A 24850-nucleotide genomic window follows, 5' to 3' on the forward strand; every position below is an offset into this window, starting at 1 on the left:
CGAGGCTGAGGGCGATAAGCCTAACGGCATAAATGCCGAGCGATGCAATACAACGCAATACTAGGCTTTGTAGGTTGGGCTTTAGCCCATCAATATACTGAATATAGTGATAGCTTAATTGACGAAGCTGAGGGCGATAAAGCTGACGGCATAAATGCCGTTTTACAATGAAAGAATAGCTAAGATATGGGCTTATAAAATAAAAAAAGCTGCAATGTGTGTCATTACAGCTTGTTCGTAATAAAGCGTTCGCCTTTGTTTATTCAGCAATATGCTGGAGTCGGTTCTAGCTGTTTTGCGCTTGCTTATCCATTACTTGCTTACGGTATTGCAGCAAGCTAAATACACCAAATAGGAATACTTGTAGGTAATCGCTCTTTTTCAGTTCGAGCAATTTGCTAAATAGGCTGTGAAAAATAAACGTCTGAAAGCAATGCATAAAGATTGTCATGGCAAATAAGATATTGAGTACCACTGCAACGCTGCCATCAAAAGGCATGATTAAGTTGTACACCATCATTAACCAAGCGACTCCAGTAACCAACTTTCCTAGCACGAGCATAATGTTCATTTAATTTACTTCCTCAGAATCACTATTTGTTTCCGCTGCACTCTCTGTTGCAGTGTATTGATATAAACGATAGATAACTTGGCCAGCTTTTTTCTCTTTCAGCAATGACCAACTCACAGGCACGTTAAGCATAGCGATTTCACTTTCTGTTTCAACGTAGATGAGTGCATCATCGTTTAGCCATTGGTGTTTATCGATAAGTGCGATACTTTTCTCGGCGAGTGACTTTCTAAAAGGTGGATCGATAAAGGCAATATCAAAACCTTCGTTTGGCGTATTGGCAAGTAAGGCAAGGCTATCGCCTTTTATCACATCGGCATTTTCGCATTTAAGTGTCGCAAGGTTAGCAACGAGCTGTTTAGCGGCTTGCGTTTGTAATTCAAAGATCTTGGCATAGCTAGCGTACCTAGAAAGTGACTCAAGACTTAATGCGCCGCTGCCCGCAAAGCAATCCAGCACACGAGAACCACGCACATCATTAGCTATCCAGTTAAACAAGGTTTCGCGCACACGATCGGTCGTTGGGCGTAAGCCCTCAAGATCGTGGATCGGTAATTTTCGTGATCGCCACTGGCCTGAAATTATCCTAACTTGACCGCTAGAAGGTCTTTTATTGACCATGGTATCCTCGTGATTTTGCCTGATGAAAGAAAGTGGTAGACTATGCCGTCTGAAATAAGGGCGTTATTTTATATCAAAGCATAGCTAAAAGGGAAAAAGCAGTATGCTGAATCTTTTAGAATCGCTTTTTTGCTGTTTTTATCAGCGAAATTTGAACATAATTTTGATATAACGTCCTCCACCCTAATGCATTTATGTACAGCTATTTGAGCACCGGTATAACACATGGCAAAGAAAGGTTTTTTTTCCTGGTTCCGCAGGGACAAGTCTAAAGAAGAAGCGGAAGCTGCTGAAGCGGCAAAATTAGCAGCTGAACAGCAGGAGCAGGAACAGCTCGCAGCTGAAAAAGCAGCCGAAGAAGCACGTATTGAAGCTGAACGTCTTGAATCTGAAAGAGTGGCTGCCGAACAAGCTGAAGCACAAAGAGTTGCTGCAGAGCAAGCTGCGGAAGCTGCTCGAATCGAGGCTGCACGTATTGAAGGTGAACGTCTTGAATCTGAAAGAGTGGCTGCCGAACAAGCTGAAGCGCAAAGAGTTGCAGCTGAAGCAGCTCGAATCGAGGCTGCTAGCCTTGAAGCTGAGCGTCTTGAATCAGAAAAAGTAGCCGCCGAACAAGTTGAGGCGCAAAGAGTTGCTGCAGAGCAAGCGGCTGAAGCTGAACGTATCGAGACTGCTCGTATTGAAGCTGTGCAAGCTCAAGTCCAAAGAGCTGCGGCGGAACAAGCTGAAGCACAAAGAATTGCGGCAGAACAAGCAGCTGAAACAGAAGCCCGAATTTTAGCAGAGCAAGCCGAGAGTATCAGAGTTGCTGCTGAGCAGGCTGAAGCGCAAAGAATCGCAGCAGAGCAAGCGGCTGAAGCTGAACGTATCGAGGCTGCCCGCCTTGAAGCTGAGCGTCTTGAATCTGAAAGAATTGCCGCTGAGCAGGCCGAAGCGCAAAGAATCGCTGCAGAACAAGCTGCGGAAGCAGAACGTATCGAGGCCGCTCGTATTGAAGCTGAGCGTCTTGAGTCTGAAAGAGTTGCCGCTGAGCAGGCTGAAGCACAAAGAATTGCTGCAGAAAAAGCGGCAGAAGCTGCTCGAATCGAGGCCGCTCGTATTGAAGCTGAGCGCCTTGAGTCTGAAAGAGTTGCCGCTGAACAAGCTGAAGCGCAAAGAATAGAAGCTGAACGTGTTGAGCTAGAAAGGATTGCTGCAGAGCAGGCTGACGCTGCTCGTATCGAAGCTGAACGCCTTGAGTCAGAAAGATTGGCTGCTGAAGAGTTAGCAGCGCAGCAACTGGCAGAGGAAAAATTAGCAGAAGAGCAACCAGAGCCACAGGCTAAGCCTGTTAAAGAAGGCTTATTTGCCCGTCTTAAGCGTGGTCTAAAGCGTACAAGTGAAAGCATTGGTAGCGGTTTTATTGGCTTATTTAGCGGCAAAAAGATCGATGACGATCTTTTTGAAGAGCTTGAAGAGCAGCTATTAATTGCCGATGTGGGCGTTGAAACAACCACACGCTTAATTAAAAACTTAACTGAGCAAGCAAGTCGTAAGCAGCTTAAAGATGGCGAAGCCCTTTATGAGCTATTACGTGAAGAGATGCAAAAGACGCTCGATCCTGTATCTGTACCTCTTATTCCTGAAAACGCTGATGGTCCATTTGTGATCTTAATGGTTGGCGTTAACGGTGTGGGTAAAACCACCACCATTGGTAAGCTTGCTAAGCAGTATCAGGCACAAGGTAAATCTGTGATGCTAGCTGCAGGTGATACGTTCCGTGCTGCAGCGGTTGAGCAGTTGCAAGTTTGGGGTCAACGTAACGACATCCCAGTTATTGCCCAGCATACAGGAGCCGATAGTGCGTCTGTTTTGTTTGATGCATTACAAGCGGCACGAGCGCGTAATGTTGATGTATTGATTGCCGATACCGCAGGTCGTCTGCAGAACAAAGCTCACCTAATGGACGAGCTTAAGAAAGTGGTTCGCGTGATGAAAAAGCAAGATGAGTCAGCGCCGCACGAGGTGATGTTAACCCTTGATGCGAGCACGGGTCAGAATGCGATTAGTCAGGCACAGCTATTCCAAGAAGCTGTTGGCGTTACCGGTATTACTATCAGTAAGCTTGATGGCACGGCAAAGGGTGGCGTTATCTTCGCGATTGCTGATAAGTTTGGTATTCCAATTCGTCATATTGGTGTGGGTGAGCAGATTGATGACCTACGTACCTTTAATGCGAAAGACTTTATCGAAGCCTTGTTTAGCCAAACTAAAGACGATAAAGACGCAAAATAACGTTAGCTTATAGATTCAGCGTTAACCTAAGATAGCTAAAAATAAGCACCCTGCGGGGTGCTTTTAATACTAACTAAAAAGACATCTTATTAATGATTCGATTTGAGCAGGTAAGTAAAGTCTATCCCGGCGGGCAAAAAGCCTTATCGGATGTGAGTTTTCATATTAAACGCGGTGAAATGGCTTTTTTAACCGGCCATTCAGGCGCGGGTAAAAGTACGCTGCTCAAATTGATCACTGTGATTGAGCGTGCTAACGGTGGTCGCGTGTCCATTAATGGCCATGATATCGCTAAAGTGAGCCGCTCACAGGTGCCTTACTTGCGCCGCGATATAGGGATGATTTTTCAAAATCACCACCTATTGATGAACAAGAGTGTGTTCGACAATGTGGCTTTACCTTTGATGATTGAAGGTTTTTCAATTGGTGAGATCCGTAAACGTGTTGCGGGTGCCCTCGACATGGTGGGCTTGTATGGTAAAGAGCGCCACAACCCGATTATGCTATCCGGCGGTGAGCAGCAGCGTGTGGGTATTGCTCGCGCGATTGTGAATAAACCTCCTCTATTACTTGCCGACGAACCAACCGGTAACTTAGATCCTAAGCTATCTATGGATATTCTACGTTTGTTCGAAACTTTTAATGATGCGGGCACCACTGTGCTTATTGCTACCCACGATCTCGGTTTAATTGCGCGAATGAAATATCGCACCTTGACCCTAAAGCAGGGACGAGTATTAGGTGCTGAGGAAATTAGCTCCCATGACCATATTGGCACTAACTGAGAATAAATGATGAGTAAACAACCTCAGATCAATCGCAGCAAGTTGCCACTGTCTGGCCGTATCGTGATGTTCTTTATCCGCCATATACAACATGCCATGGCAAGTATGGGGGAGTTATGGCGTAACCCTGTGTCGTCAATCATGACAATGGCGGTATTGGGTGTCAGCTTAAGTTTACCTGCTGCGCTACAAGTATTAGTCAAGAATGCTGAAACCATTACTGAGTCTTGGAATAGCGCTGCAGAAATTTCCTTGTTTATCGATGAAGGCCGCAGTGAAACTGTGATTCAAAGCCTGATCACTCGCTTGAAGGTGTATCCAGAAATTAGCGATGTAACTTATATTAATCGCGATCAAGCTTTAGAAGAGTTTCAAACCTTATCAGGCTTTGGTGAGGCGTTATCTTATTTGGACTCAAATCCATTACCAGCAGTGGTGATGGTGACTCCTAGTGTTAAGTATTCAAGCCCTGCCGGTGCCCGTGAGTTGTTACGCAAACTGGAACAAGAGCCTGAAGTCAGTTTCGGCCGTTTAGATATCGAGTGGTTAGAGCGCCTGCAAGCTGTGGTTAAGTTACTTGAGCGAACAGTCCTAGCCATTGCCGCATTATTGGTGTTGGCGGTGGTGCTTGTTATTGGTAATACCATACGTTTAGCGATTATGAACCGCCGCACCGAAATTGAAGTGATGAAATTGGTTGGTGCGACAGAAGCTTTTATTCAGCGACCATTTTTATATACTGGTATTTGGTACGGTGTGATTGGCGGCTTCTTAGCTTGGGTGATTATTAATTTATTGGTCTGGTATCTAGATGGTGCTTTAGCCGACCTACTAGGGTTATACGGCAGCAGCCTGCACATGGAGTCGCTTACTATTGGCGAGCTAGGGCAATTAGTTTTATTGGCATCTTTCTTGGGCTGGTTAGGTTCATATCTTTCAGTGCGCCAACACCTAAGAGCAATAGAACCGTCATAATCAGCCGCTAAACTGGCGTTTAATTGGTAGCTTAAAAGATGAACTTTGTTTCATTTGCGTTAGCTATTGCTAGGTGTAATATTTTATTGGCAGTGATAAGCACCAAAGTTTGCTTAGCGTTAGTGTGTTTTGATACATATTAGATAAGTACGATGGTTGACATATTTTGTCATTTAGTCGATAGTTCACTGTCCATTTTGATCATGAATGGTCAGAAAGTAGATTTTTAGCAAGACCTTTGTAAGAAAGTAGTAGGAGCGTAAATGACAGATCAAACGCAATCAATGGCACTAATGGTTCCCCAAAGTAGCGGAAGCCTCGAGTCTTATGTTCATTCGGCACACAACATTCCTATGTTGGAAGCGGATACAGAATATGAGCTAGCGAAGCGTCTGCAAGAAACGGGTGATCTACAGGCTGCGAAGCAGTTGATTATGTCGCATCTACGTTTTGTAGTACATGTTGCTAAAGGTTATTCTGGCTACGGTCTACCGCAAGCAGACTTAATCCAAGAAGGTAATATCGGCCTGATGAAAGCGGTTAAGCGTTTCGACCCAGATGTGGGCGTTCGCTTGGTATCGTTTGCCGTGCATTGGATTAAAGCTGAAATTCATGAATACGTGCTTAAAAACTGGCGTATTGTGAAAGTCGCTACCACTAAAGCGCAACGCAAACTGTTCTTTAACCTACGTAAAGCTAAAAAGCGTCTAGGTTGGTTTAGTGACAGCGAAGTAGGCATGGTTGCTGACAGTCTAGGTGTATCGAAAGCCGATGTCACCGAGATGGAATCACGTATGGCGGCGCAAGATCCTGCATTCGATCTGGCCAGCGATAACGATGATGAACACGATTATGCGCCTATGCATTATCTTGAAGACCACTCTTCAGATTTAGCGTCTCAAGTTGAAAATGACAACTGGGAACAAAATAACCAAGCGCGTCTGCTATCTGCCATCAAAACACTTGATGAGCGTAGCCAGCATATTCTTAAAGCGCGTTGGTTAGACGAAGACAAGACGACATTGCAAGATCTAGCGGCAACTTATCAAGTGTCGGCTGAACGTATTAGGCAATTAGAAAAGAATGCAATGAATAAGCTGAAAGGTTGTATGGAAGCCTAGTTTCCATAGTGTGCCCTAATCGCTTAGCGATAATTAAAACCTGCTTTTTAGCAGGTTTTTTTATGTCTGGAACATTTATGCCCAAAGCCCATGGATGGAAAGCTTTGGGCGTTATGTCTGGAACATTTATGCCCAAAGCCCATGGACGGAAAGCTTGGGGCTTTATGTCTGGAACATTTATGCTAAAACTCCTCCCTTCCCATGTAGGGAAGTCTGCATATATGCTGGCTGCAAGCTATTGCAGCCAAAGATGCTGAGAAGTTGGTTTGATGCTTCAGTTTTCAGACTAAGACCTTGCTAAGCCTATTTACAACAGTAAGTTAGTGGTGATAAGTTAACCGCCAACCTATTAGGGTATGAATAAAGTTCATGCTGTTAGGGAGACATTAGGTCTGCTTTTTAGGTAAATTAGCGAAATAAAAAGTCATCAGAATATAGGGAAAATGAGATGAACGAAGTGACATCAGGAAGTGGCGATGCAAGTCAGAGTAATGCCAAAATAGTCTACATCTTATACTTGGTAGCCTTGGTTTTTGGTATTACCGGTATCGTGGGTGTGGTTATGGCTTACATCAACAAAAGTACCGCACCTGAATGGCTGCAGTCTCACTACCAATATCAAATCCGAACATTCTGGATTGGCGGTCTATTTATGTTTGTTGGTGGCTTATTGTCGCTGGTATTAATTGGCTGGTTTGTATTGTTATTCTGGGTTGTTTGGTTAGTTATTCGTTCAATTAAGGGGATACAAGCATTGGATGCAGGCAAGCCGATTGAGAACCCAACGAGTTGGTTATTTAACTAAGTTAAATAACGGTAATTTTGTCTAATCAAACTTCGTTTGATAAAAATCATGAGCTTTCTGCTCGTATAGGGTCGGAAAGGGGTCTATAGGGCCCCTCTTAGCTGTCTCTGCCTTATTTTGGGGAAGTCCATATCATGCCGCTTTTGTTGATAAGATTCTTTACTGCTTCGGCAATTTAGCTGAGGAGTCGGTGCTTTCTGTTAGTTGGGTTATGACTGCAAGATAGGTGTTTCTATGACGTTTTCTAAGAGTCCAGACTACAGACAATATTCGCTTTCTGAGCTTTACGATGTAAAAGAACATATTGATAAAGAAGCCTTTCCAAATAGGTATAAGCTACTTATTGATGAAATCGAGTTGAGAAAGCAACTACCAGAGCAAGAGGCGGAATCTAGTGTATTTAGCAAAACTGAGAAGATATTAATCCTAAAAAGTATAATGGTGCTTGCTGTTGTATTTTTTTCTCATAGTTTATTTAAAGCCTATGAAACGGGAATAATTACAGCTAGAGGAGGTGATGAGTATCACTTAGCGACTAATTCAATGGGATTTTATTTCATTGTAGTTTTTCATGCTCTTTTTCTGTTTTTTGCGATTTATTTTGTATTCTTCAGCTCGGAAGAAGACTGCTAACACAAAATGAAACGGGTATTACGCCTTAACTGCCTCAATCACTTTTTTGCGTATAACCTTAATCCCAGCACTGCTAACCTCTGGCCAAGGGTAATAACACCTTGGCCTTTTGAAGCGAGCGATTTTGTCCGCTAGAAATGCGGTTAACTCGGCTTCTGGGGGCAAGGCCTCTTGGTTATTATTACTGGTATTTAGCAGTTTAATAATCGCTGCGGGTAGAGTGCCAAACTGAGTGTCGTTAACAGGGAATACGATGGCATCACTGATCTGCGGGTGCAGCTTTAGAGCGGCCTCTATCTCTTCAGGCTGGATATTCTCGCCGCCGCTGATAAACATGTTATCGGCACGGCCATCGATACAAAGATTACCGTTTGCATCGAAGTGACCTAAATCTTTGGTGTAGAACCAGCCATTTTTATGGAGCGGTAAATTAAAACCATCTTTGGCTAAATAGCCGAGAAACAAGCATTCGCCCTTTAGCCAGATTTCACCATCAATAATCTTAAGCTCACGCCCCGATAATAGTTTGCCACTGGAGCCGTCGGTGCGGGCGGTGCCTGTGGTGATCTGCGATCCCATTTCAGTCATGCCGTAGCTGGTGTAGGCTTTGATATCACGTGTGCTTAGCTCTGCTAATAGGTCGGCTGAGATTGCGCCGCCACCAAGTAGCATGGCTTTAACCTGCGCGAGACAGTCGTCTTCTTCACTCTCTTCACTCTCATCTTTCTCTGCACAATGGAGTAACTGCTGCAGTTGGGCACTGACTAGCGATAGATGAGTAATGCAGTCTCTATTAAGTTGCTGAGCTAATGCTAGGTTTTTATCTTCAAACACTACACAAGCGCCTGCTAATGCGCAGCGATTGGCAATGGCAAGTCCGCCGATATGAAACAGCGGCAGTGACAATAACCAGCTATCTTCGGCTGAAAGTTTGATGAGCTCCTTTGAACCAGCAGCGCTGGCGATATGATTCGCGAGACTGTGGGCTGCGGCTTTTGGGGTACCACTGCTGCCGGAGGTGAGTATCGCATTCACGGCAGTATCGAGATTAACTAAAGCAGCTTTTGATTCACTTAGCGCATGAAAGTCAAAATTCACTTGAGTGAGTGTCTGCTGGCTCTTTAGCGCAATATTAAGTTCTGCATACTGCTCTGCTACTGATGGTACAAGCCAATAGTAACGATATTGGTGGGTAACAGTGAGCTCAACGATTTGCTGGGTTGCAAAGCGAGGTGAGATAGGACAAAACAGCACACCTGTGTCAACGCATGCCCAATAGAGCTGCAAAAGCTGCGGGCAGTTATGACTAATACAAGCGAGACGATCACCGGGCTTTAGGCCCAATTCAGTAAACTGCTGAGCCAGGGCAATAACTTGCTGGCTTAGCGTTTGGTAACTCACCGCTGCGCCATTAAATAGATAAGCTGGCGCCTCAGCTTGGCATATTGCCTGCTGGTGGATGGGAGACACATTGTGCTTTTTGCTATTAACCGTCATATCTCTGCGCCGCTTATCTGTTCGATTTGATCCGTTAGCTATTACTTGTACTGGCTAGCAGCGGTAAATCGGCAAGCTTTAAGCAATTTGCTTTGCCAGTACTGACTACTAAATCTTGGCTAAAGGCGGCAAGGGTGTCGAGTCCTGGAATTTCATCTGGGGTAATAATGCTGGCTAAGCGGTTTAAGGCTTCAATGCCAAGGCTGGCTTCTAAGCTTGAACTCAAGATACAGCGCACGCCGTGCTCGGTGGCGGTATCGATTAATTGCTGCAGTTTCTCTATGCTGCCAATTAACATAGGTTTGATGATTAGCGCGGTTAACCCTGCTTGCATTGTAAATTGGTAGTCTGGGCTATTTAACGATTCATCTAGTGCCCATGGCATCTCTATCGCCTGATAAAAAGCCTGATTGTCGTCAGGGTTTTGGCAAGGCTCTTCAATATACTCAATACTCGCTAGCGGCAGGCAAGCGGCGAACTCAATTGCTTGCTCTAGGTTAAAGCCGCGATTGGCATCTAAGCGCAACTTTAGATTTGGGCGAATAGCTAAGATTTGGTGAATAAGCTTGATTTCATCTTCAAGTGCGTCTTGAGCGACTTTCACTTTTACCGCATAAACGTTATCCGCGAGGCTAGCCACGCGTTCGCTTACTGCGCTTACTGCGCTTAATGGCTCATCATTGTGGCGATAAATAAGTGGAATCGTGCGCGGGGCAATGGCGTGACCATCAAATTTTCCTGCAAGTTTTGCATGCAGCTGACTTAGGCCAAATGCAAGTGACGGCAAGGTACTTTCTTGGGCAAAGTCCAATAGCTTATCAATAGATTGTTGCTGCAATTGCGGCAATATCGTACTTAGCTGTTGAGTCACGTCGGCAAGGGATTCACTGCTAAACCCGCTTAATGCTTGGCCTTGATTATCTAGACCCGAAAGCGGCGAGATCTCAACTAAAGCTTGCTGCTGTCTAGTGCTATTGCTCGCAATTGCGCTAAGCACAAGCCCTGAACGTTGCGCGATACGCAGTTTACCAACGGGTAAAGGTTTATCTAAATCGACAGTAAACTGATGCAGGCTTAATTGAGTTAGCGTTAATGGCGTTAGTTGCTGTTGCGTCGTTGTCATTGGCCTACCTGCGTCGTTATGGTTATTTCGGGAATGAGTGTTAGCGAATATAGGCTAACTAAAAAGGGTGCGCAATTTATTGCTAAATGCCTCTGGCGCGGCTAAGTGCACGTTGTGACCACTGGCGTTAATGCAATGCAAAGCTAGCGGTTGTTGCTGCTGCCAGCGACTTGCTAGCGCCATAAACTTACTGTCTTGGTGACCAGCGATAAAGTGGCTGGTTACTGTTAGCCTGCTTGGAATATTCCAAAGTTCGTCTTGCTCAGCCAATGATGTGGCTTGGTAGCAATTAGCCAGTGCAAGTGGATTATTATGGCTGCGCTTTAATACTAAAGAGCGTTGTTCGGCAGTGGTTAAATCACTGAATACCGCTTGTTGGTACCAAAGGGTTAAGAAGTCCGCTATCGCTAGAGTACAGAGCTTATTCGCCCATGCAGCATCGTTTTGCTTGCGAGCAATTTTATCTGCCTCGCTTTGCAGTCCTGGGTGGCAGGACTCTAATACTAAGCTTAGGAGTTGCTCTGGATATAACTTGGCAATATGCAGTGCAATACGTCCACCTAATGAATAGCCAACTAAGTGGTAATGCTGAATATCCAGTAATGATAGCGTTGTAACAATTAGCTCTACACAGCGGTTAAACCCGGGCGTAGGTAATTGTAGTTCATCGCAATTTAACGTCTTGTTATCGCCATGACCGGGCAGGTCGATGCAGATGCAGTAAAAATCATCTTGTAGCTGCGAGATGATTTCGTTCCAATCACCTTTGCTGCCTAAAAAGCCGTGTAAAAACACCACGGCAGGTGCATCGATATTACCTGAACAGCGATAACTGAGCATTAGTGCTGTTTTACCCAGTTGGCGATTTTCGCAATTTGATCGCTAGCCTGGTTTTGGCTCACACTGACCTCAATGACCGATGGCCCTGAGTAGGTCATCGCATATTCATAGGATTCTATAAAGTCTTCAATTGAATCAACTTGATTGTAAGCTAGACCGAACATAGCTGCACCGAAACCGAACTCAAGCCCGTGAGACAAACGATAATAATCCGTACGTAGTTGCTCATTAGGCACAGGCAATAGATTAAAGATATTACCGCCGTCGTTATTTAAAATAACGATAACCAATGGGCTGGTAACAGTGCGAGCGATAGCTAACGAGTTTAGATCGTGCAGCGCCGAGATATCGCCAATAATTAAGGTGGTTGGTTTACCTTCTGCGGCTGCAACGCCGCAGGCGGTTGCTAATAGGCCATCAATACCAGAGGCGCCGCGGTTGGTGTAAACCTTAGCGCTATCGCTGCTAATCGGGGCAAACATATCGTAAAGACGCACGGGTAAGCTATTACCAATAAACAGCTGTTGTTGGCTGGTTTGTCTGTTAGCGATTGCGCGAATGGTTTGCGCTTCGCCAAACTCAGCATGATCAATTTGCTGTTGATACAGGGTTTCTAGCTCGTCGTTATGCTGAACCAGTTTAAGTGCCCAGTTTGCTTGTGATGATCTTGGCCAAGGCAAAGCTGCAATGATATGAGCCGGTGCTAGCCAAAGCTGTTTTGGCTTGTTGCTTGGATCGAGTCTTTGCTGGTGTGGAAGCACCTGCCAATAATCTTTCCATTCTTGCTGTTCTAAATAGCTAATAAGGCGCTTAGATAGAATTCGGCCACCGAAGACGATGACTTTTTCTGCCTGCGCTAATAGGGCTTTGGCCTTTGGCTGGTGCAATAGCTGGTCGATATTACCAATCGCGCCAGGATGTTGCCTTAGCTGCGACTGTGCGTCGGTCACAATGGGCCAACCTAGCTTTTGTGCCAGTTGAATTAAGGCTTCACTTTGTTGTTCGGGCGCTAACGTTGCGGCAACGATAACGCCTTTACCGTGCACGAATCGGGCAAGTGCGTCTGAGGTGGGTAATTGACCTACATTCATTGTCGCGTACTGGCTGTAAGGCGTTGCTTGCTGTTGCCAGAACTCAATCGGTGCAAGGTAGCGAGAAAAGTCAGCGATAGGCTCACTTGGATACAAAGGTTCGCGATACATACAGTTGATATGAACAGGTTGCGACTGGTTGTTCACGGCGTCATCAAGCAAGCTTAATAACGACTGCGGGGGAATATTCATGTCCGGCGTAGGCAAGTTAACTTGCTTAGCATATTGCGCAAATATTGCTGGTTGAATAATGGCTTGGTTAGCACCGCAATCAATTAACTCTGGAGGTCGGTCACCTGATAGCACAATTAAGGGCACATGGGTCAGCCACGCCTCAACGATAACAGGGTATAGGTTGGCAACTGCGGTGCCTGATGTGGTAATTATCGCAACAGGAGCTTGGCTAGCTTTGGCTAAACCTAATGCCATAAAGCCGAGCCCGCGTTCATCAAAGTGCAAATGTTGTTGCAATTTAGTTTGCTTTGCTGCCGCTAATGTTAGTGGTGTAGAGCGCGACCCCGGCGCCATACAGACATGCTTAACACCTAAGCGAGTCAGCTCTTCTAAGATTAACGTTCCCCAAAGTAGGTTCAGTTCTGCAATATGTTCAGTGTGCATAGATAATTACCATATCATTGATAGCCTTAGTTTAACTTGCTTTCGTGTAAAGGAGTATGATCCCTCTTAGGTTTTCTGAGTCGCTAGCACTTCTTAGTAAATAATAGCCATAGATAAATAGCCAAAATGTCAGTTTTTTATATTTTTATACCTAAAAATAGGTATTTGCGTGATTAATGTTGTAAAACCTTTTAATTATCAGTGTTATATTCCGCTAACAATAACAATTAGAAGATAGATTGTAGGTTTTATCGCCATGCGTAAGGAACTTTCTAAGTTAGATTACTTCACTCTTAAAGTTTTTATCGGTTTAGTCGAGTTTAAAAACGGTTCAGTAGTCGCTCAAAAATTAAATACCACCCAGCCAAAAGTCAGCCGAGCATTAAGTACTATGCGCGAAGTGCTTCATGATGAGCTTTTTGTTAGGCGCCAATATGGCGTTGAACCTAATCTAATGGCTGATAAGCTTTATCCTATCGTTAAAAAGATTGTGCTTGGTTTTGAAGAGATAGCCGATGTTTCTGCACAAATGCCAAGTAAAAATCAGTTAATTATTGCTGCGCAAGAGCACTTATCTGGCTTCTTAGTTGATTCGATTACTGAAATTTATGAACAACAAGGGCTTGATATGTCGGTAATCATTCAGCCTTGGAGTGACAATGTTCAAGAGTTGCTGGCACAAGGTAAAATTGATTATGCGATTACCGTTAACTCTAAGCCATCAGATTTAGTTAAAAATACTAAAGTTGGTGATGTTAAATATTATTTTCTAGCGGCGAGAAAAGGTCATCCTTTTTTCCAGCAAACCTTGTCTTTTAGTGAGTTACGCAAGCACAAATTTGTGTTTATTAACTACTCTAAAGTTGGGTTGGTTGAGCATTGGTGTGAGACTTATGCCAAGGAACGTGATCTTGATATTAAGATCAGTTTCAAAACAAGCAGTTTGGCGATGGCGCTTAATCATGTGGCTAAAACAGATGATATTTGTTGGAGTGCATCCATCTTCTCTTATCCTTACTTAAGCACGCGCAGTGATATCGACTATGTTGATGTAACTGACTTCTATGAAAACGTGTTATTTCCAGCAGGAAGCGCACCTTCATTTGATTATTTTTTACAGTATCACCACTGTCACGATAATGATTTCTCGAATGCGTTAAGTGAATTATTACAGCAAAAACTCCTACATGCTCAGCAACAATACGAGCAGCAAAAGCTCAAATAGGTTAGATCTCCTTTTTGTTAATGCAGAGAGGAGAATAACTTTCTCTTAAGTATTCATCATGATGGATACTACTTTTTATCAATTGAACCCTCTTTAGTTGGCTTTTTAAGTTGCATTGTAATTACTTGTTTTAAAAGATAAAAATAATGTGACTATGAGAGCAGATATTCTAATTTAAGCTTTGATAAACGATTGTATTGGTATATTTTATCATCAGTTTAGCGGCTGGTTTTATCTAGACTGAAACATCAAAATTGTGGGTTTATGTTGAAGCCTTTTTACTTAAAAAAGTAAAAAGGCCCGCGTCTGATGAAGGGCGCGGACCTTTGCAGGGACTGGTAAAGTATGTTACTCGTCAGCTTCTTGCTGGTACTGCTGCATATTCATCTTACGCGCGAGATCTTCAGGCGTGTGATGACAAAGACCACAATCTTTTTCTAAGGTTTTTTGACTGGGTAGTACCGGAGGAAGGTCATCTCCCTCTTTCCAGCGATGGCAATCCATGCAGCTCACTGCATCTAGATGAACTTCAGTATCAATCCAGACATGAGCGGGCGTTTTTTGCCACTTTTCATCGTGGCATTCATTACAACTATCGAGGGCAGAAGCGTTCACACTAACGAATAAAAGCAGTAAGGCGGTTAATTTTTTCATATCATCTTCCTTTTAAGGTGATGAATTTATTGTTGTTGTGGTTATTGATTCACCTATATTCAGTATTCTACCTAGAATTCTTGATATTGTATTTTTAGCTGTGAGTATTTGCAGTGCGCAGCAATATTTTCACTTTGAAGAAAATACAATTTCAATAATCAAAAATAACTCTGGGTTAAATAAAGGAATAGAAGATGATAGACGTCGACGTAAAGGCGTTGGTGATCTTTAGATCAGTTTATGAAACTGGCTGCTGTGGTGAAACTTCGCGCCTGTACCGTATTTCTAACTCTAAAGTGACTCGATATTTGTCGAGCTTAAGAAACTATTACCAAGACTCGCTCTTTATTAGAAAAAAAGAGGGGTTTATTCCCACCGCTCGTGCCAAGGCTATTTACCCAAAGGTTTGTGAAATCACCAATTTGCTGCATCAAATCAGCGTTAATGAAGCTTGTGTGAAGCCAAAAAAAGAATGCACTATTGCTGTGCCTCCTACGCTTTCAGTAGGCTTGCCTGAGTTCATGGATACAGAGTTGGAAAGTTGTAGTTTAAGCACTTCGACCCATGTTAAGCATGTGCGTCCGCAGACCTGTGAAGACATGCTGCAAGGCGGAATGTGTCTCGCGGTTATCCAAGATGATGATACACAGATTCAGGAGTCACTACAGCGCAATAAATCTACGCTTATGGCCTCGCCTATTGGTACGGGGGAATTTGTTTATATTGTCGCTAGAGATGAACACCCAGTGTGGTTTAGTGGGCTGACTTTAGCTGACATAGCCAATTACCCGTTTGTTGTTACTGCGATTGAAGGCTTTAATGATATCCAAGATCCGTTTGAAGTCTATTGTGAGCAAAACCAATTACCCTTGAGCTCTATATATAAAACTCATAGCCTAGCAGGGTTGATTACGAGATTGCGCAGTAGCGATGCGATTTCCTTTTTAGGCACGCACTGCGCCGCAGACTTTGTGGGGATGGTGCATGGGCTGAAGGCGGTGAAAATGTCTGCAGAGCAATATGAACTGCTGCATAGCGTCTTAAGTAAGCCGAGATACTCATTGTTATCCCGTAGCGATCATGCCTGTAATTGTCCTGAAGGGTTTGTTAATGGGATCAAGAGTTTCATTGCTGCCCAAATAGCCGAGCAGAGTTGAGCTGGTGTAGTGTTATAGCCCAGCTTAAGGCTATGGCTAGGGTTGCTCTTGCTGCTCCATGGCGATGTTGCGCATCTGGATCAGTTCGCTGTGGCGCAAATAGAATAGCTCGGCAGTACGGCGAATAATTTGATCTTCATATTGGCATAGATGGCCATCGGCGTATGCCAGCTGCCACATTGCTAAGATGAGCTGTTGTTTTTGTTCAACATCAAAGCTGTCATTAATTGCTTGAGTGAATTCATATAAAGACGTTGATTTTTCTTGCGACTTCTTGGCACTGCCAATCAATTCTTGTACATCAGCAATATCCAGATTTAGCGTTGTGGTGAGCAGATCTGGCAATAACTTGGCTTCTTGCTCCGACATGCTTTCGTCGGCCATAACAACCTCTAACAGTAAACTGGCCGCGGCGAGGTTCAAGTGCTCTGCACGCTCTTCATCTGAGAGTTGCGCTTGTGGATTACCAAAAAATTGTTTCAGTTTGGCGAGCATACTGGCTCCTTAAGCTTGAGGGGATATTTGCGGTTAATACTTATACTGATTGGTATTAGAGTATTTTTTAAAGCGAGAGTTCCTTCTCAGGATTATAGGCTTAATCACTGAGAAGGTTGGGCAACACTTTATAAAATAGCGCCTAGGCCTTTCATCAACAGATCTGATGTGCCAGCACTGCCATTGGTATCTAAATAGCTTGTGACGATATCAATCATAGGCGCGGCGAGATCTTTAGAGATCCCAAGCTTTTCAAAAGCATCGTAAACCATTGCGCCGCCTTGTAGAGACTCACCTAAGCCACCTGCTTTAGAGAGTAACCCTGACATGCCTGAATCACTATCTAGCTCTGGTACGGCACCTAAAAGGCCGTCTACACCGGGGATTGAGTCGGCAATTGAACTAAAATCATTACTACCCAATGAGCTTTGTGCCAAAGATAATAAGCTACCTAAGCCACCTTCAGCTTGATTTTGACTTAAACCGAGCTGCGACATGACACTACCCACTAGATCATTGGATTGCGCTTGCTCAGTTTGTTGCTCAGTGGTCTTTTTAGCTTGACCTAGCTGGTCCAAAATTCCGGCACTTGCGGGTGTGCTTAATAAGCTGGTGAACGTTAATAAAGCGGCAATTGTGAGTTTCATCTGGCTATCCTTATAAGTTGCTATTAGCTCCATTCTAGCTTTTTTAACAATTTGTTTGCATTTTTTTTGTTTGAAGCCACGAACTAATTGCTAATTTCAATTGTGCATTAACTTATAAACTTGGGTATCCTTAGCCCTAACTCATGTTATTGAATTTTATCTTGTGGAAAATCCTATGCCCTTGTCAGCAATATTGACTCAAGCTTTTAATTTTTTTAAAAACAATATTAGCCAGTTAGCATTTTTGTTCGTGCCAATTCTCTTTGTACAAGTTGGCATACAATTATGGTTAAGTTTAGAAATTAGCGCAGCGGACCTAGAAAACCCTCAATTCGGTACTAGCCATATGGTGGCAATGATGGTGCTGTTGCTAGTGTTTTCGTTTCTAATTGCAGCATTAACGCTATTTTTAGAAATTCGCTCACAAGGCCATAGTCCTAGCAGCGGCATGATATTAAAAACCAGTATTAACTTTGTACCAGCATTGCTGTTAGCTGGTGTATTTTCAGGCCTAGCGGTGCTTGCACCGGTATTTGTGTTGCTGGCTGCTGATCCAATGTTAGGTATTATTGGCTTATTTATCTCTGTGTATTTGTTTGCGCGTTTAGCATTCGTGAACTTTATGGTGGTGGTTGAAAGGCTGACACCAATGGAAGCTATTAAGCGTAGCTTTAGCTTTAGCGGTCCAATTGTGTTTAAAACCATGGCAATTTTCTTACTGTATATTCCGTTATCTCTATTTGGCGGTGTGCTAGCACAAGTAACACAGTTAGGTGGCATTCCAATGAAACTGATTGGTGATGTTATCGTCGCGTTTTTTGGTTTGTTCGTGAATGTTGCCTTGTTCCGTCTATATATGGTGTCACGCCCTGCGCCAGAAACACCGGGTAATATCGATAGTGAGTAAGTCTGCATTGACTGCTACTGTTTTAAACTTGGTAGTGATTAATGGCTGCATTAATCGCTACTGAGTCGGCCTGTTTCGTGGCTGAGCTGTGGGCTTAAATCACGTAACGGATTAGGTTGTGATTCGAGGTAAGCGTCTTGTTAAACGATATTGAGTTCGTCAGTCTGTTTTCTGAGGAGTTAGGTGAAGATTATCGCAAGGCCAAGAGTTACGTTAAAGACGTACCGACTCAGGCATTGCTGCATGTGCGTAGTTTTAGCCATAAATTAACCAGCTTGTTAGCTGAGCCTAAGCAAGTCCGCTTTGACAGCCCCAATCTATATGACCGTATTGAGCAGCTTAATCAACGACGGTTGATCGACGTTAAAACCACTCGAGCCCTACATAAACTCAGATCTGATGGTAATCGTGGGGCGCATCCAGAAAAGTACCACCTCACACCTGAACAATTACAGCAACTTAGCGAACGTGCAATTAAGCAGTTGTTATCGCTAGTGGAGTCGCAGTTTGTAAAGGTTACCAAGCAAGAAAAGCCAGAATACTACTTTGAAGAGTTCGACTCCTTAGCGGGGCGAGACCTCTGTTACCGTGCCGTAATGGAGCGGGATCCTGAGTCGCAGTATTTAGTGGGTATGTCACTTAAAACGCGTGCGCTCATGCAAAGAGAGCAAGAGATGGCATTGCAAGATAGCCGAGAGGAACCTGTAGAGGATCGCTCGACCGCCTCACTCAAGCAGGCAAGTTACTGGTTTGCTCAGGCACAGGCTAAAAATCTTAATGCGCTCTATGAACACGGCGTAGCATTAATTCACGGTTATAGCGGCGAAACTGACGTATTAGCGGGTGAGCAGGCGATAGCCAAGGCTGCAGATGCGGGGATTGCCAATGCGATGGCATTGCTGGGTTATTTTTATTTAGTTGGTAGCCAGCATTTTAGTGTTGATCTCACCTTAGCTGAAAAGTTTTTGAGCCAAGCGGCGAAACTTGAGCAATCGGAAGCCATGGCTAACCTTGGTGTGCTCTATTATCAGCAAGATAATTTAGCGTTTGCCTTCAAATATATTAACCGCGCCGCGCAAGCGGGTTTCCCTCATGCCCAATATCATTTAGCTTTGATGCTTGCGCGTGGCGAAGGCTGTAAACAAGATAGTGTGATGAGCGAATACTGGATGGCGGAAGCGGCTGAACAGGGGCAAGTTGATGCTATGCTGTCTCGTGCTCAAAGCATGTTGCATGATGATGCTGCTTTGGGACAGGATTTTTCACAAGCAGAAGCCTATCTGCGTGAAGTGATTAAATACGGCCATAGTGTACCGGCAATGATAGAACTTAGCATCGCACTTGCCGATGGTATCTTAGGGCGCATAGATGTGGTTTCTGCAGCAGCCTTGTTGAAAATGGCGCGTGAAAGGGCAAACCAGGCGGAGTTGAATGTGATTTTACCCTTGTGGCAGTCTTTAGCTCAGCAAGTGGATGCGGTGCTTACAGTGACGCAATCAAAAGATGAGCAATTATCACTTAATAAAGCCGCTGAGTTATTATCAGAATCGGTCGAGTAGCAATGAAGTAGCTGATTGAGCGACGATGATGTAGCTCAATCATAGCTAAATGTGATTTCTCGTTAGGGGGGGATGCTTCCGACATTGCCGTGACACGAATTATTTTCATCTAGCACTTCAATAACGCCTATCACCGCCAATAGCCTAGTGATTTTAAGGTTTTTGGCTAAACCCTCTGCTTTTTGTTTTATCGCAAAATCGACCGCTCTAATTGTATAATGTATACTCTTTTGGGACTTTTACCATAAGTGACATTCGCAAGGAGCTCTTTTGCCACATTCTGACACCAAACCGAACAGCGATGCTTTGCACTCTTACCAAGCGCAAAAATCTAGCATAGATTCATTTGCTGAGCGTTACATTAAGCTGGTTTTAGCCGTTGGGCAGCATGATTGCTACTATGTCGATGCATACTATGGTCCAGAACAATGGCAGCAAGAAGTGTTTTGGCAACCTTTAGATGCACTAATAAATCAGCATCAACAGGGGAGCGAGGTACTTGAAGCGCTTAATAATACGATAAGCCATTCGGATCTCATTCAGCGCTGTCGGTTTATGCAAACGCAGTGGCAATCTATTGGTGCTTACTTAGATTTCCTACAGGGAAAAACCCGTCGTTTTAGTCAAGAAGCAGTGGATTTATATGATTGTAAGCTACCTGAATATTGCTTGTCGCAACATCGGCAACTACTCGATGAAATTGATGTATTAGTACCTGGAGAGGGCAACCTAAGCGAGCGGTTTAATCAGTTTAAAGCTCAATTTATTGTTCCCAAAGATAAAGCGGCTGAGGTTTTTAGCGCCGCGGTTGCAGTTGCCCGTGAGATCACCAAAAAACATATCGACTTGCCTGAGGGTGAGAGTTTCGAAATTGAGTATGTGAATGACCAAGTATGGACCGCATATAATTGGTATAAGGGCAATTGTTATAGCTTAATTCAGCTTAACCAAGATCAACCCTTAGGTATAGAGCGCTATTTAGAGTTAGCTTCTCATGAAGGCTACCCCGGTCACCATGTATTTAATGTGCTGCAAGAGCAAAAACTTGTTAAAGCAAAGCAATGGCTCGAGTACGCGATTTATCCGCTATATAGCCCTATTTCTTTCTTATCAGAAGGCAGTGCTAATTACGCATTGAGTATGATCATGTCTGATGACGAAGTGCTAGCATTTGAACGTGACGTACTGATACCACTGGCAGGATTAAGTGGTGATCTGGCTTTATTTCATCGGATATTGAAGTTAGTTAAAAGATTAGGCCACTATGAAAATTACATTAGCCAGTGTTTAACAGATAAACAGATTGATGCACAAACCGCGGAAAAAATGCTAATAGATGGCGCACTGTATCCGCCGGCTCGAGCGAAACAAAGAGTGCAGTTTTATGCACGTAATCGTGCTTATGTGATTAATTACACCATTGGGGAAGATGCAGTTGCAGCTTGGGTAGAGTCAAAAGCTGATACCCAAACGCAAAAATGGACGCATTTCGAAAACCTATTGTCTCGGCCTCTTAACGCGTCAGAAATACGCTAACGCTTATATCGGTTCGTTAGGGTTGTGCTCAAATGTACGACCCTGACGAGGCGCTGAGTTTGGCGACTCTTTCATAACGGCTTCTTGAAACTCTTCACCGTATTGATATTGCTGATTAGCTTGTTGCTTTTGAAAGCGAGCAAGCTGACGCTTTAAAAACACGCGGCCAAAAAGGCTTAATGCGATAAAGGTAATGGCGCCAAATAACAGTAAAAAAGGTAAAGCGACTAAGGCTAAAGTCATAAATGCCAAACCGATAACGAATGCTAGCCAGCCACGGGTACCAGAAAATCGATTTTGCATCGGATTGTGTTGAAATTGGCTATAAATCATAAATTCTCCAAAATATCTTAACGCTAGCTTACACGAAAAAGATGAATGCAGGCTGAACCACTGCGCCTTTTACTCGTGTCTTGTGTGCTAGTTGTCGGATTATACTGCCGATTATTTGCACCAAGATCACGTTAATAAAGGTTAATCTAATTTACAAGGCTTGCGCTTTCGCTATTTGCAAGCGCCTTGGCTACACTTTCACAAATGATCTCCTTAACCCACCTATGTCCTGGATCATCGCCACTGCGTTCATGCCAAAGTAAAACGTATGCTAACGGAATAAATTCAATCGGCAGCGGTAATTCCACTAAGTGATAGAGCTTTTTAGCATGTTGAGCAAAGCTTGAGGGCAGGGTGAATATTAAGTCGCTATGGGCACAAACACTGACAGCACCATAAAAATCTGGCACTGTAGTACTTAGACGACGATGATGGCCTAGATCTGCTAAATGGTAGTCTAGCGCCCACCAGTCATTGCCTTCACAGCGTACCTGTACATGAGACATGTCTAAGTAAACGTCCAGATCCCAGTGTCCTGCAGCGAAAGTGGAAATAATAGGGTGATTTTTCCGTACCAAGCAAACTTGGTGATCGGTAAACAAGGTTTGGTGTGCAATGCCGTCAGGCAGTCTATCCACTTGAAAAGCGGATTGTGGGTGTAATTCTCGCCCAGCAATACCAAAATCAATCTGGCCTTGCTGAATGGCTTGGATAGAGTTTTCGTTCCAAACAAAGCTATCGAGTTTAAGGTTAGGGGCGCGACTAAGTAAGCCGCCAATAAAGTTTGGGATCAGTGTTTCATAAGCGCTTTCGACCATTGCAAACGAAAACTGACGAGTGCTGTTATGGGGCGTAAAGCTGGGTGGTAAGGTTAACTGGTACAAGCCCTGTAAGCTTTGCGGTAGCATTTTTCCCAGTTGTACAGCATGGGCTGTTGGTTTTAGTCCGTGGGCGGTGCGCAGAAAAAGCGGATCACCAAGCATGTCACGCAAACGGTTTAAGCTTTTGCTCAGCGCCGACTGGCTGACATGCAAACGCGCTGCGGCACGGGTGACGCTTTGTTCTTCTAAAAGCACTTGTAAAATCACTAATAGATTAAGATCGATACGTGCAAGGTTTTCAAGTTTCAAAGATATTCCTCAATGGAAATTCACAATGGAAATAATATCATTTCTGTTCATACCATAGTTTGATTACTATAGCCCTGTTTTCCAAATACAGAGAAAGATAATGCGCCGCAGTTTGTTACCCATTTTATTGCCAATGGTGATTTTAAGCCCATTGGCTATCGATATATACCTTCCTTCCATGCCAACTATGGCGGCGGAGTTCGCAGTCTCTGCTAGCGAAATTCAGTCAACTTTAGTGCTGTTTTTGTTTGCTATGGGTACCGGTCAATTACTTATTGGCCCGCTAGCGGATCGTTATGGTCGTCGCCCTGTTGCAATTGGCGGTATTATTTTTTACATGATAAGCAGTGTGTTAGCTGCAGTTGCTGTTGAGTTTCATTGGCTGCAGATCGCGCGGGTAATGCAGGGCTTGGCGGCATGCTCGACCTCGATAGTGGTATTTAGCGCCGTGAGGGACTGTTTCTCTCCAAAAGAGGGCGCACGCTACTACAGTTATCTAAACGGTATGATCTGTATTATCCCTGCTCTTGCACCGACTTTAGGTGGCTTGTTAGCCCTGCAGTTTGGCTGGCGTTCAACCTTTGTCTTTATGGCGCTGTATGGATTAGTGGTGTTAATGCTAGTGAGCCTGCGTTTACCAGAAACGCGGCCACAAAATACGGTTAGTGATGGTCCTCTTTATCGTTGGGCACGTTATAAACCAGTGATTACTGAACCACACTTTGTCTTTTATGCGGTTGCTTGTATGGCGGGTATGGCGGCAATTTTAAGTTACGTGTCTTACGCACCCGTTTGGTTGATTGAAAATTTAGGCGTGTCAGAGCTGACTTTTAGTGGCTTATTTGGCTTAAATGCGGCAGTTAACATTGTTGCTTGTTTCACTGCACCATTAGTGATTAAAAAGTTGGGAAACCGCCCTACAGTGATTGCGGCGTTAAGCTTGATGTTAGCCTCTGCTGTAACGCAAATTATTGTACAAACCTTGGGCCCACAAACGGGCATGATGGCCGCTTTTAGCTTTATGCTACCTATGATGCTGCTGTGTATTGGTTTTGCTTTGCTACTCGGCCCTGCAACCAGTATGGCACTGTCAGCCTTTGGCGAAAGAGCAGGTACGGCAACAGCTATGCTTGGTTTTATCCAAATGAGCGGCGCGTCTTTACTAACCGCTTTAGTGCAGCAAACAAGCTTACCAGCACCTTACGCAGTGGCAAGCTTGATGGGCGGTTTATCTATTGTCTTACTGGCAATGATGGCAATGCCTAAGCTGGACCATTGGCATCAAGAGCAGCACGCTCACTAAGGGTATCTGCTCCCTTTGCTGACGGCTGTTACTCGTCACCCTAAGCCTGCATAGATTAACAACCTATGCGGGCTTTTTACGATAGAACATTGCACTTCTCGTATTATTTATTAACAGTGTCAGCTAAACTTTAACTGTCATTATTTGCTATTGTTTGAGGTTTTGTGTCCCGTCCTAAATGCCCAAGTTGCCACTATCCACAAAATGCATGTCTGTGTGCCAGTATCGAGCCAATGCAAGTCAAGCCAGAGCTGATCATCTTGCAAGATCCGAGCGAAGTCGGCCACGCCAAAAATAGTGTACGTTTATTGGAATTAGTTATTGCCGAAACTGAAATCGTAGTGGGTGAAACTGCTGAAGATTTTGCTGGTTTACGCCAGCGACTGGCGCTATCAAATAAGCCTGTGTACCTGGTTTACCCGTCGGACCGCAGTGTATCAGCCAATGAAACTCAAGTTGAACAAGACGTCATCTTATTGTTCTTAGATGGCACTTGGCGCAAAGCTTATAAGTTGTTGCAGCTTAATCCTTGGTTACTGGAGTATCCAGCATTGCATTTAGATCTGGATAACGCGTCTAATTACACCATACGTAAGGCTAGCAGAACTGATAGTTTATCGACTTTAGAAGCAGCGGCAATGATGTTAAAGGCTATTGATAGCGAGCAAAATATCAGCCCGTTAACCAATGCACTCAATGCCATGGTTGAACAGAGATTAGCCTCAATGCCAGCAGAAGTTAGAGCGAGATATCGCTAGCTTGGGTGATTAAACTGAGTCATGCAGAAGTGTGCATCTGGATGTGTGCTTTTGTGATTTAGCGCGGTTTTTCCTCAATAAAATCGCGTTCTAGTCACGCTAATTTACTTCAAAATAAGCTCTAATGTGTTTATCACTTAAGGGTGATAAAAATAACTGCGGCCGGCACTCGCTTTTGCAGGGAGCGGCGCT

At 44.0% G+C, this 24850-nt stretch carries 25 protein-coding genes; 14 read left to right on the plus strand and 11 right to left on the minus strand.

Going from position 1 to position 24850, the window contains the following annotated elements:
* Positions 1 to 42 precede the first annotated feature (42 nt).
* Positions 43 to 171, plus strand: a complete 129-nt coding sequence (locus tag L2748_RS24480) for a hypothetical protein (RefSeq protein ID WP_276516243.1) — start codon at positions 43 to 45, stop codon at positions 169 to 171.
* Positions 172 to 286: 115 nt separating this feature from the next.
* On the opposite strand, the gene L2748_RS18520 is transcribed toward L2748_RS24480, so the two are convergent.
* Together L2748_RS18520 and rsmD are read right to left on the minus strand one after the other, a co-directional pair.
* Entirely contained in the window at positions 287 to 571 is a 285-nt protein-coding gene (locus L2748_RS18520; protein ID WP_220778255.1) for a DUF1145 domain-containing protein, read from the minus strand.
* Positions 572 to 1192 (minus strand): 16S rRNA (guanine(966)-N(2))-methyltransferase RsmD, encoded by a 621-nt coding sequence (rsmD, locus tag L2748_RS18525; RefSeq protein WP_220778253.1) that lies wholly within the window; start codon positions 1190 to 1192, stop codon positions 572 to 574.
* A 225-nt stretch (positions 1193 to 1417) separates the two neighbouring features.
* Between rsmD and ftsY the strand changes: the two genes are divergently transcribed.
* From ftsY to L2748_RS18555, 6 genes are all read left to right on the plus strand, one after another.
* Complete coding sequence (ftsY, locus tag L2748_RS18530; protein ID WP_220778251.1) at positions 1418 to 3466, plus strand: signal recognition particle-docking protein FtsY; 2049 nt, start codon at positions 1418 to 1420, stop codon at positions 3464 to 3466.
* A gap of 92 nt (positions 3467 to 3558) precedes the next feature.
* The gene (ftsE, locus tag L2748_RS18535; RefSeq protein WP_220778249.1) at positions 3559 to 4251 is read left to right on the plus strand and encodes a cell division ATP-binding protein FtsE; all 693 of its coding nucleotides are present in this window, start codon (positions 3559 to 3561) and stop codon (positions 4249 to 4251) included.
* Between the two features lie 9 nt (positions 4252 to 4260).
* Positions 4261 to 5226, plus strand: a complete 966-nt coding sequence (ftsX, locus tag L2748_RS18540; RefSeq protein WP_220778248.1) for a permease-like cell division protein FtsX — start codon at positions 4261 to 4263, stop codon at positions 5224 to 5226.
* Between the two features lie 263 nt (positions 5227 to 5489).
* Positions 5490 to 6347 (plus strand): RNA polymerase sigma factor RpoH, encoded by an 858-nt coding sequence (gene rpoH, locus L2748_RS18545; protein ID WP_220778243.1) that lies wholly within the window; start codon positions 5490 to 5492, stop codon positions 6345 to 6347.
* Positions 6348 to 6795: 448 nt separating this feature from the next.
* A complete protein-coding gene (locus L2748_RS18550; RefSeq protein ID WP_220778241.1) occupies positions 6796 to 7152 on the plus strand; it encodes a DUF4870 family protein in 357 nt (118 codons plus the stop codon).
* A 234-nt stretch (positions 7153 to 7386) separates the two neighbouring features.
* Positions 7387 to 7785 carry a hypothetical protein gene (locus tag L2748_RS18555; protein ID WP_220778240.1) on the plus strand — a complete coding sequence of 133 codons (399 nt, stop codon included), beginning with the start codon at positions 7387 to 7389 and terminating at the stop codon, positions 7783 to 7785.
* Positions 7786 to 7803: 18 nt separating this feature from the next.
* Here L2748_RS18555 and menE read toward each other — a convergent pair whose 3' ends face one another.
* Genes menE through menD form a run of 4 tightly spaced genes read right to left on the minus strand, consistent with a single transcriptional unit; the run spans position 7804 to position 12954 of the window.
* Entirely contained in the window at positions 7804 to 9282 is a 1479-nt protein-coding gene (gene menE / locus L2748_RS18560) for an o-succinylbenzoate--CoA ligase (RefSeq protein WP_220778239.1), read from the minus strand.
* Positions 9283 to 9316: 34 nt separating this feature from the next.
* Entirely contained in the window at positions 9317 to 10405 is a 1089-nt protein-coding gene (menC, locus tag L2748_RS18565) for an o-succinylbenzoate synthase (protein ID WP_220778238.1), read from the minus strand.
* Between the two features lie 54 nt (positions 10406 to 10459).
* Entirely contained in the window at positions 10460 to 11245 is a 786-nt protein-coding gene (gene menH, locus L2748_RS18570) for a 2-succinyl-6-hydroxy-2,4-cyclohexadiene-1-carboxylate synthase (protein WP_220778237.1), read from the minus strand.
* Positions 11245 to 12954, minus strand: coding sequence for a 2-succinyl-5-enolpyruvyl-6-hydroxy-3-cyclohexene-1-carboxylic-acid synthase (gene menD / locus L2748_RS18575; RefSeq protein WP_220778236.1), 1710 nt, complete (start codon positions 12952 to 12954; stop codon positions 11245 to 11247). Before menD ends, menH begins: the two co-directional genes overlap by 1 nt.
* A gap of 256 nt (positions 12955 to 13210) precedes the next feature.
* On the opposite strand from menD, the gene L2748_RS18580 reads away from it, so the two are divergent.
* Positions 13211 to 14179 carry a LysR family transcriptional regulator gene (locus L2748_RS18580; RefSeq protein ID WP_220778235.1) on the plus strand — a complete coding sequence of 323 codons (969 nt, stop codon included), beginning with the start codon at positions 13211 to 13213 and terminating at the stop codon, positions 14177 to 14179.
* Positions 14180 to 14527: 348 nt separating this feature from the next.
* Here the strand turns inward: L2748_RS18580 and L2748_RS18585 are convergent, their stop codons facing one another.
* Positions 14528 to 14833 (minus strand): cytochrome c3 family protein, encoded by a 306-nt coding sequence (locus L2748_RS18585; protein WP_220778234.1) that lies wholly within the window; start codon positions 14831 to 14833, stop codon positions 14528 to 14530.
* Between the two features lie 194 nt (positions 14834 to 15027).
* Between L2748_RS18585 and L2748_RS18590 the strand changes: the two genes are divergently transcribed.
* A complete protein-coding gene (locus L2748_RS18590) occupies positions 15028 to 15990 on the plus strand; it encodes a LysR family transcriptional regulator (protein WP_220778233.1) in 963 nt (320 codons plus the stop codon).
* Positions 15991 to 16026: 36 nt separating this feature from the next.
* On the opposite strand, the gene L2748_RS18595 is transcribed toward L2748_RS18590, so the two are convergent.
* Both L2748_RS18595 and L2748_RS18600 read right to left on the minus strand, forming a co-directional pair.
* Positions 16027 to 16485: a tellurite resistance TerB family protein gene (locus L2748_RS18595; protein ID WP_220778232.1), complete on the minus strand. Its 459-nt coding sequence runs from the start codon at positions 16483 to 16485 to the stop codon at positions 16027 to 16029.
* 128 nt (positions 16486 to 16613) lie between these two features.
* Positions 16614 to 17132: a DUF2780 domain-containing protein gene (locus L2748_RS18600; RefSeq protein WP_220778231.1), complete on the minus strand. Its 519-nt coding sequence runs from the start codon at positions 17130 to 17132 to the stop codon at positions 16614 to 16616.
* 175 nt (positions 17133 to 17307) lie between these two features.
* On the opposite strand from L2748_RS18600, the gene L2748_RS18605 reads away from it, so the two are divergent.
* The 3 genes from L2748_RS18605 to L2748_RS18615 all read left to right on the plus strand — a co-directional run bounded on the left by L2748_RS18605 (position 17308) and on the right by L2748_RS18615 (position 21134).
* Entirely contained in the window at positions 17308 to 18039 is a 732-nt protein-coding gene (locus L2748_RS18605; protein ID WP_220778230.1) for a hypothetical protein, read from the plus strand.
* A gap of 137 nt (positions 18040 to 18176) precedes the next feature.
* On the plus strand, positions 18177 to 19598 hold the full coding sequence (locus L2748_RS18610) for a DUF4145 domain-containing protein (protein WP_220778229.1): 1422 nt from the start codon (positions 18177 to 18179) through the stop codon (positions 19596 to 19598).
* Positions 19599 to 19868: 270 nt separating this feature from the next.
* The gene (locus L2748_RS18615; RefSeq protein ID WP_246616042.1) at positions 19869 to 21134 is read left to right on the plus strand and encodes a hypothetical protein; all 1266 of its coding nucleotides are present in this window, start codon (positions 19869 to 19871) and stop codon (positions 21132 to 21134) included.
* A 3-nt stretch (positions 21135 to 21137) separates the two neighbouring features.
* On the opposite strand, the gene L2748_RS18620 is transcribed toward L2748_RS18615, so the two are convergent.
* Together L2748_RS18620 and L2748_RS18625 are read right to left on the minus strand one after the other, a co-directional pair.
* Positions 21138 to 21467: a hypothetical protein gene (locus L2748_RS18620; RefSeq protein WP_220778228.1), complete on the minus strand. Its 330-nt coding sequence runs from the start codon at positions 21465 to 21467 to the stop codon at positions 21138 to 21140.
* 146 nt (positions 21468 to 21613) lie between these two features.
* Entirely contained in the window at positions 21614 to 22597 is a 984-nt protein-coding gene (locus L2748_RS18625) for a LysR substrate-binding domain-containing protein (RefSeq protein WP_220778227.1), read from the minus strand.
* 100 nt (positions 22598 to 22697) lie between these two features.
* Between L2748_RS18625 and L2748_RS18630 the strand changes: the two genes are divergently transcribed.
* The gene (locus L2748_RS18630; protein ID WP_220778226.1) at positions 22698 to 23900 is read left to right on the plus strand and encodes a multidrug effflux MFS transporter; all 1203 of its coding nucleotides are present in this window, start codon (positions 22698 to 22700) and stop codon (positions 23898 to 23900) included.
* A gap of 164 nt (positions 23901 to 24064) precedes the next feature.
* Positions 24065 to 24658: a tRNA-uridine aminocarboxypropyltransferase gene (locus tag L2748_RS18635; RefSeq protein WP_220778225.1), complete on the plus strand. Its 594-nt coding sequence runs from the start codon at positions 24065 to 24067 to the stop codon at positions 24656 to 24658.
* Positions 24659 to 24850 lie beyond the last annotated feature (192 nt).

Source organism: Shewanella sairae (genome assembly GCF_023283535.1).
Classification (GTDB): Bacteria; Pseudomonadota; Gammaproteobacteria; order Enterobacterales; family Shewanellaceae; genus Shewanella; species Shewanella sairae.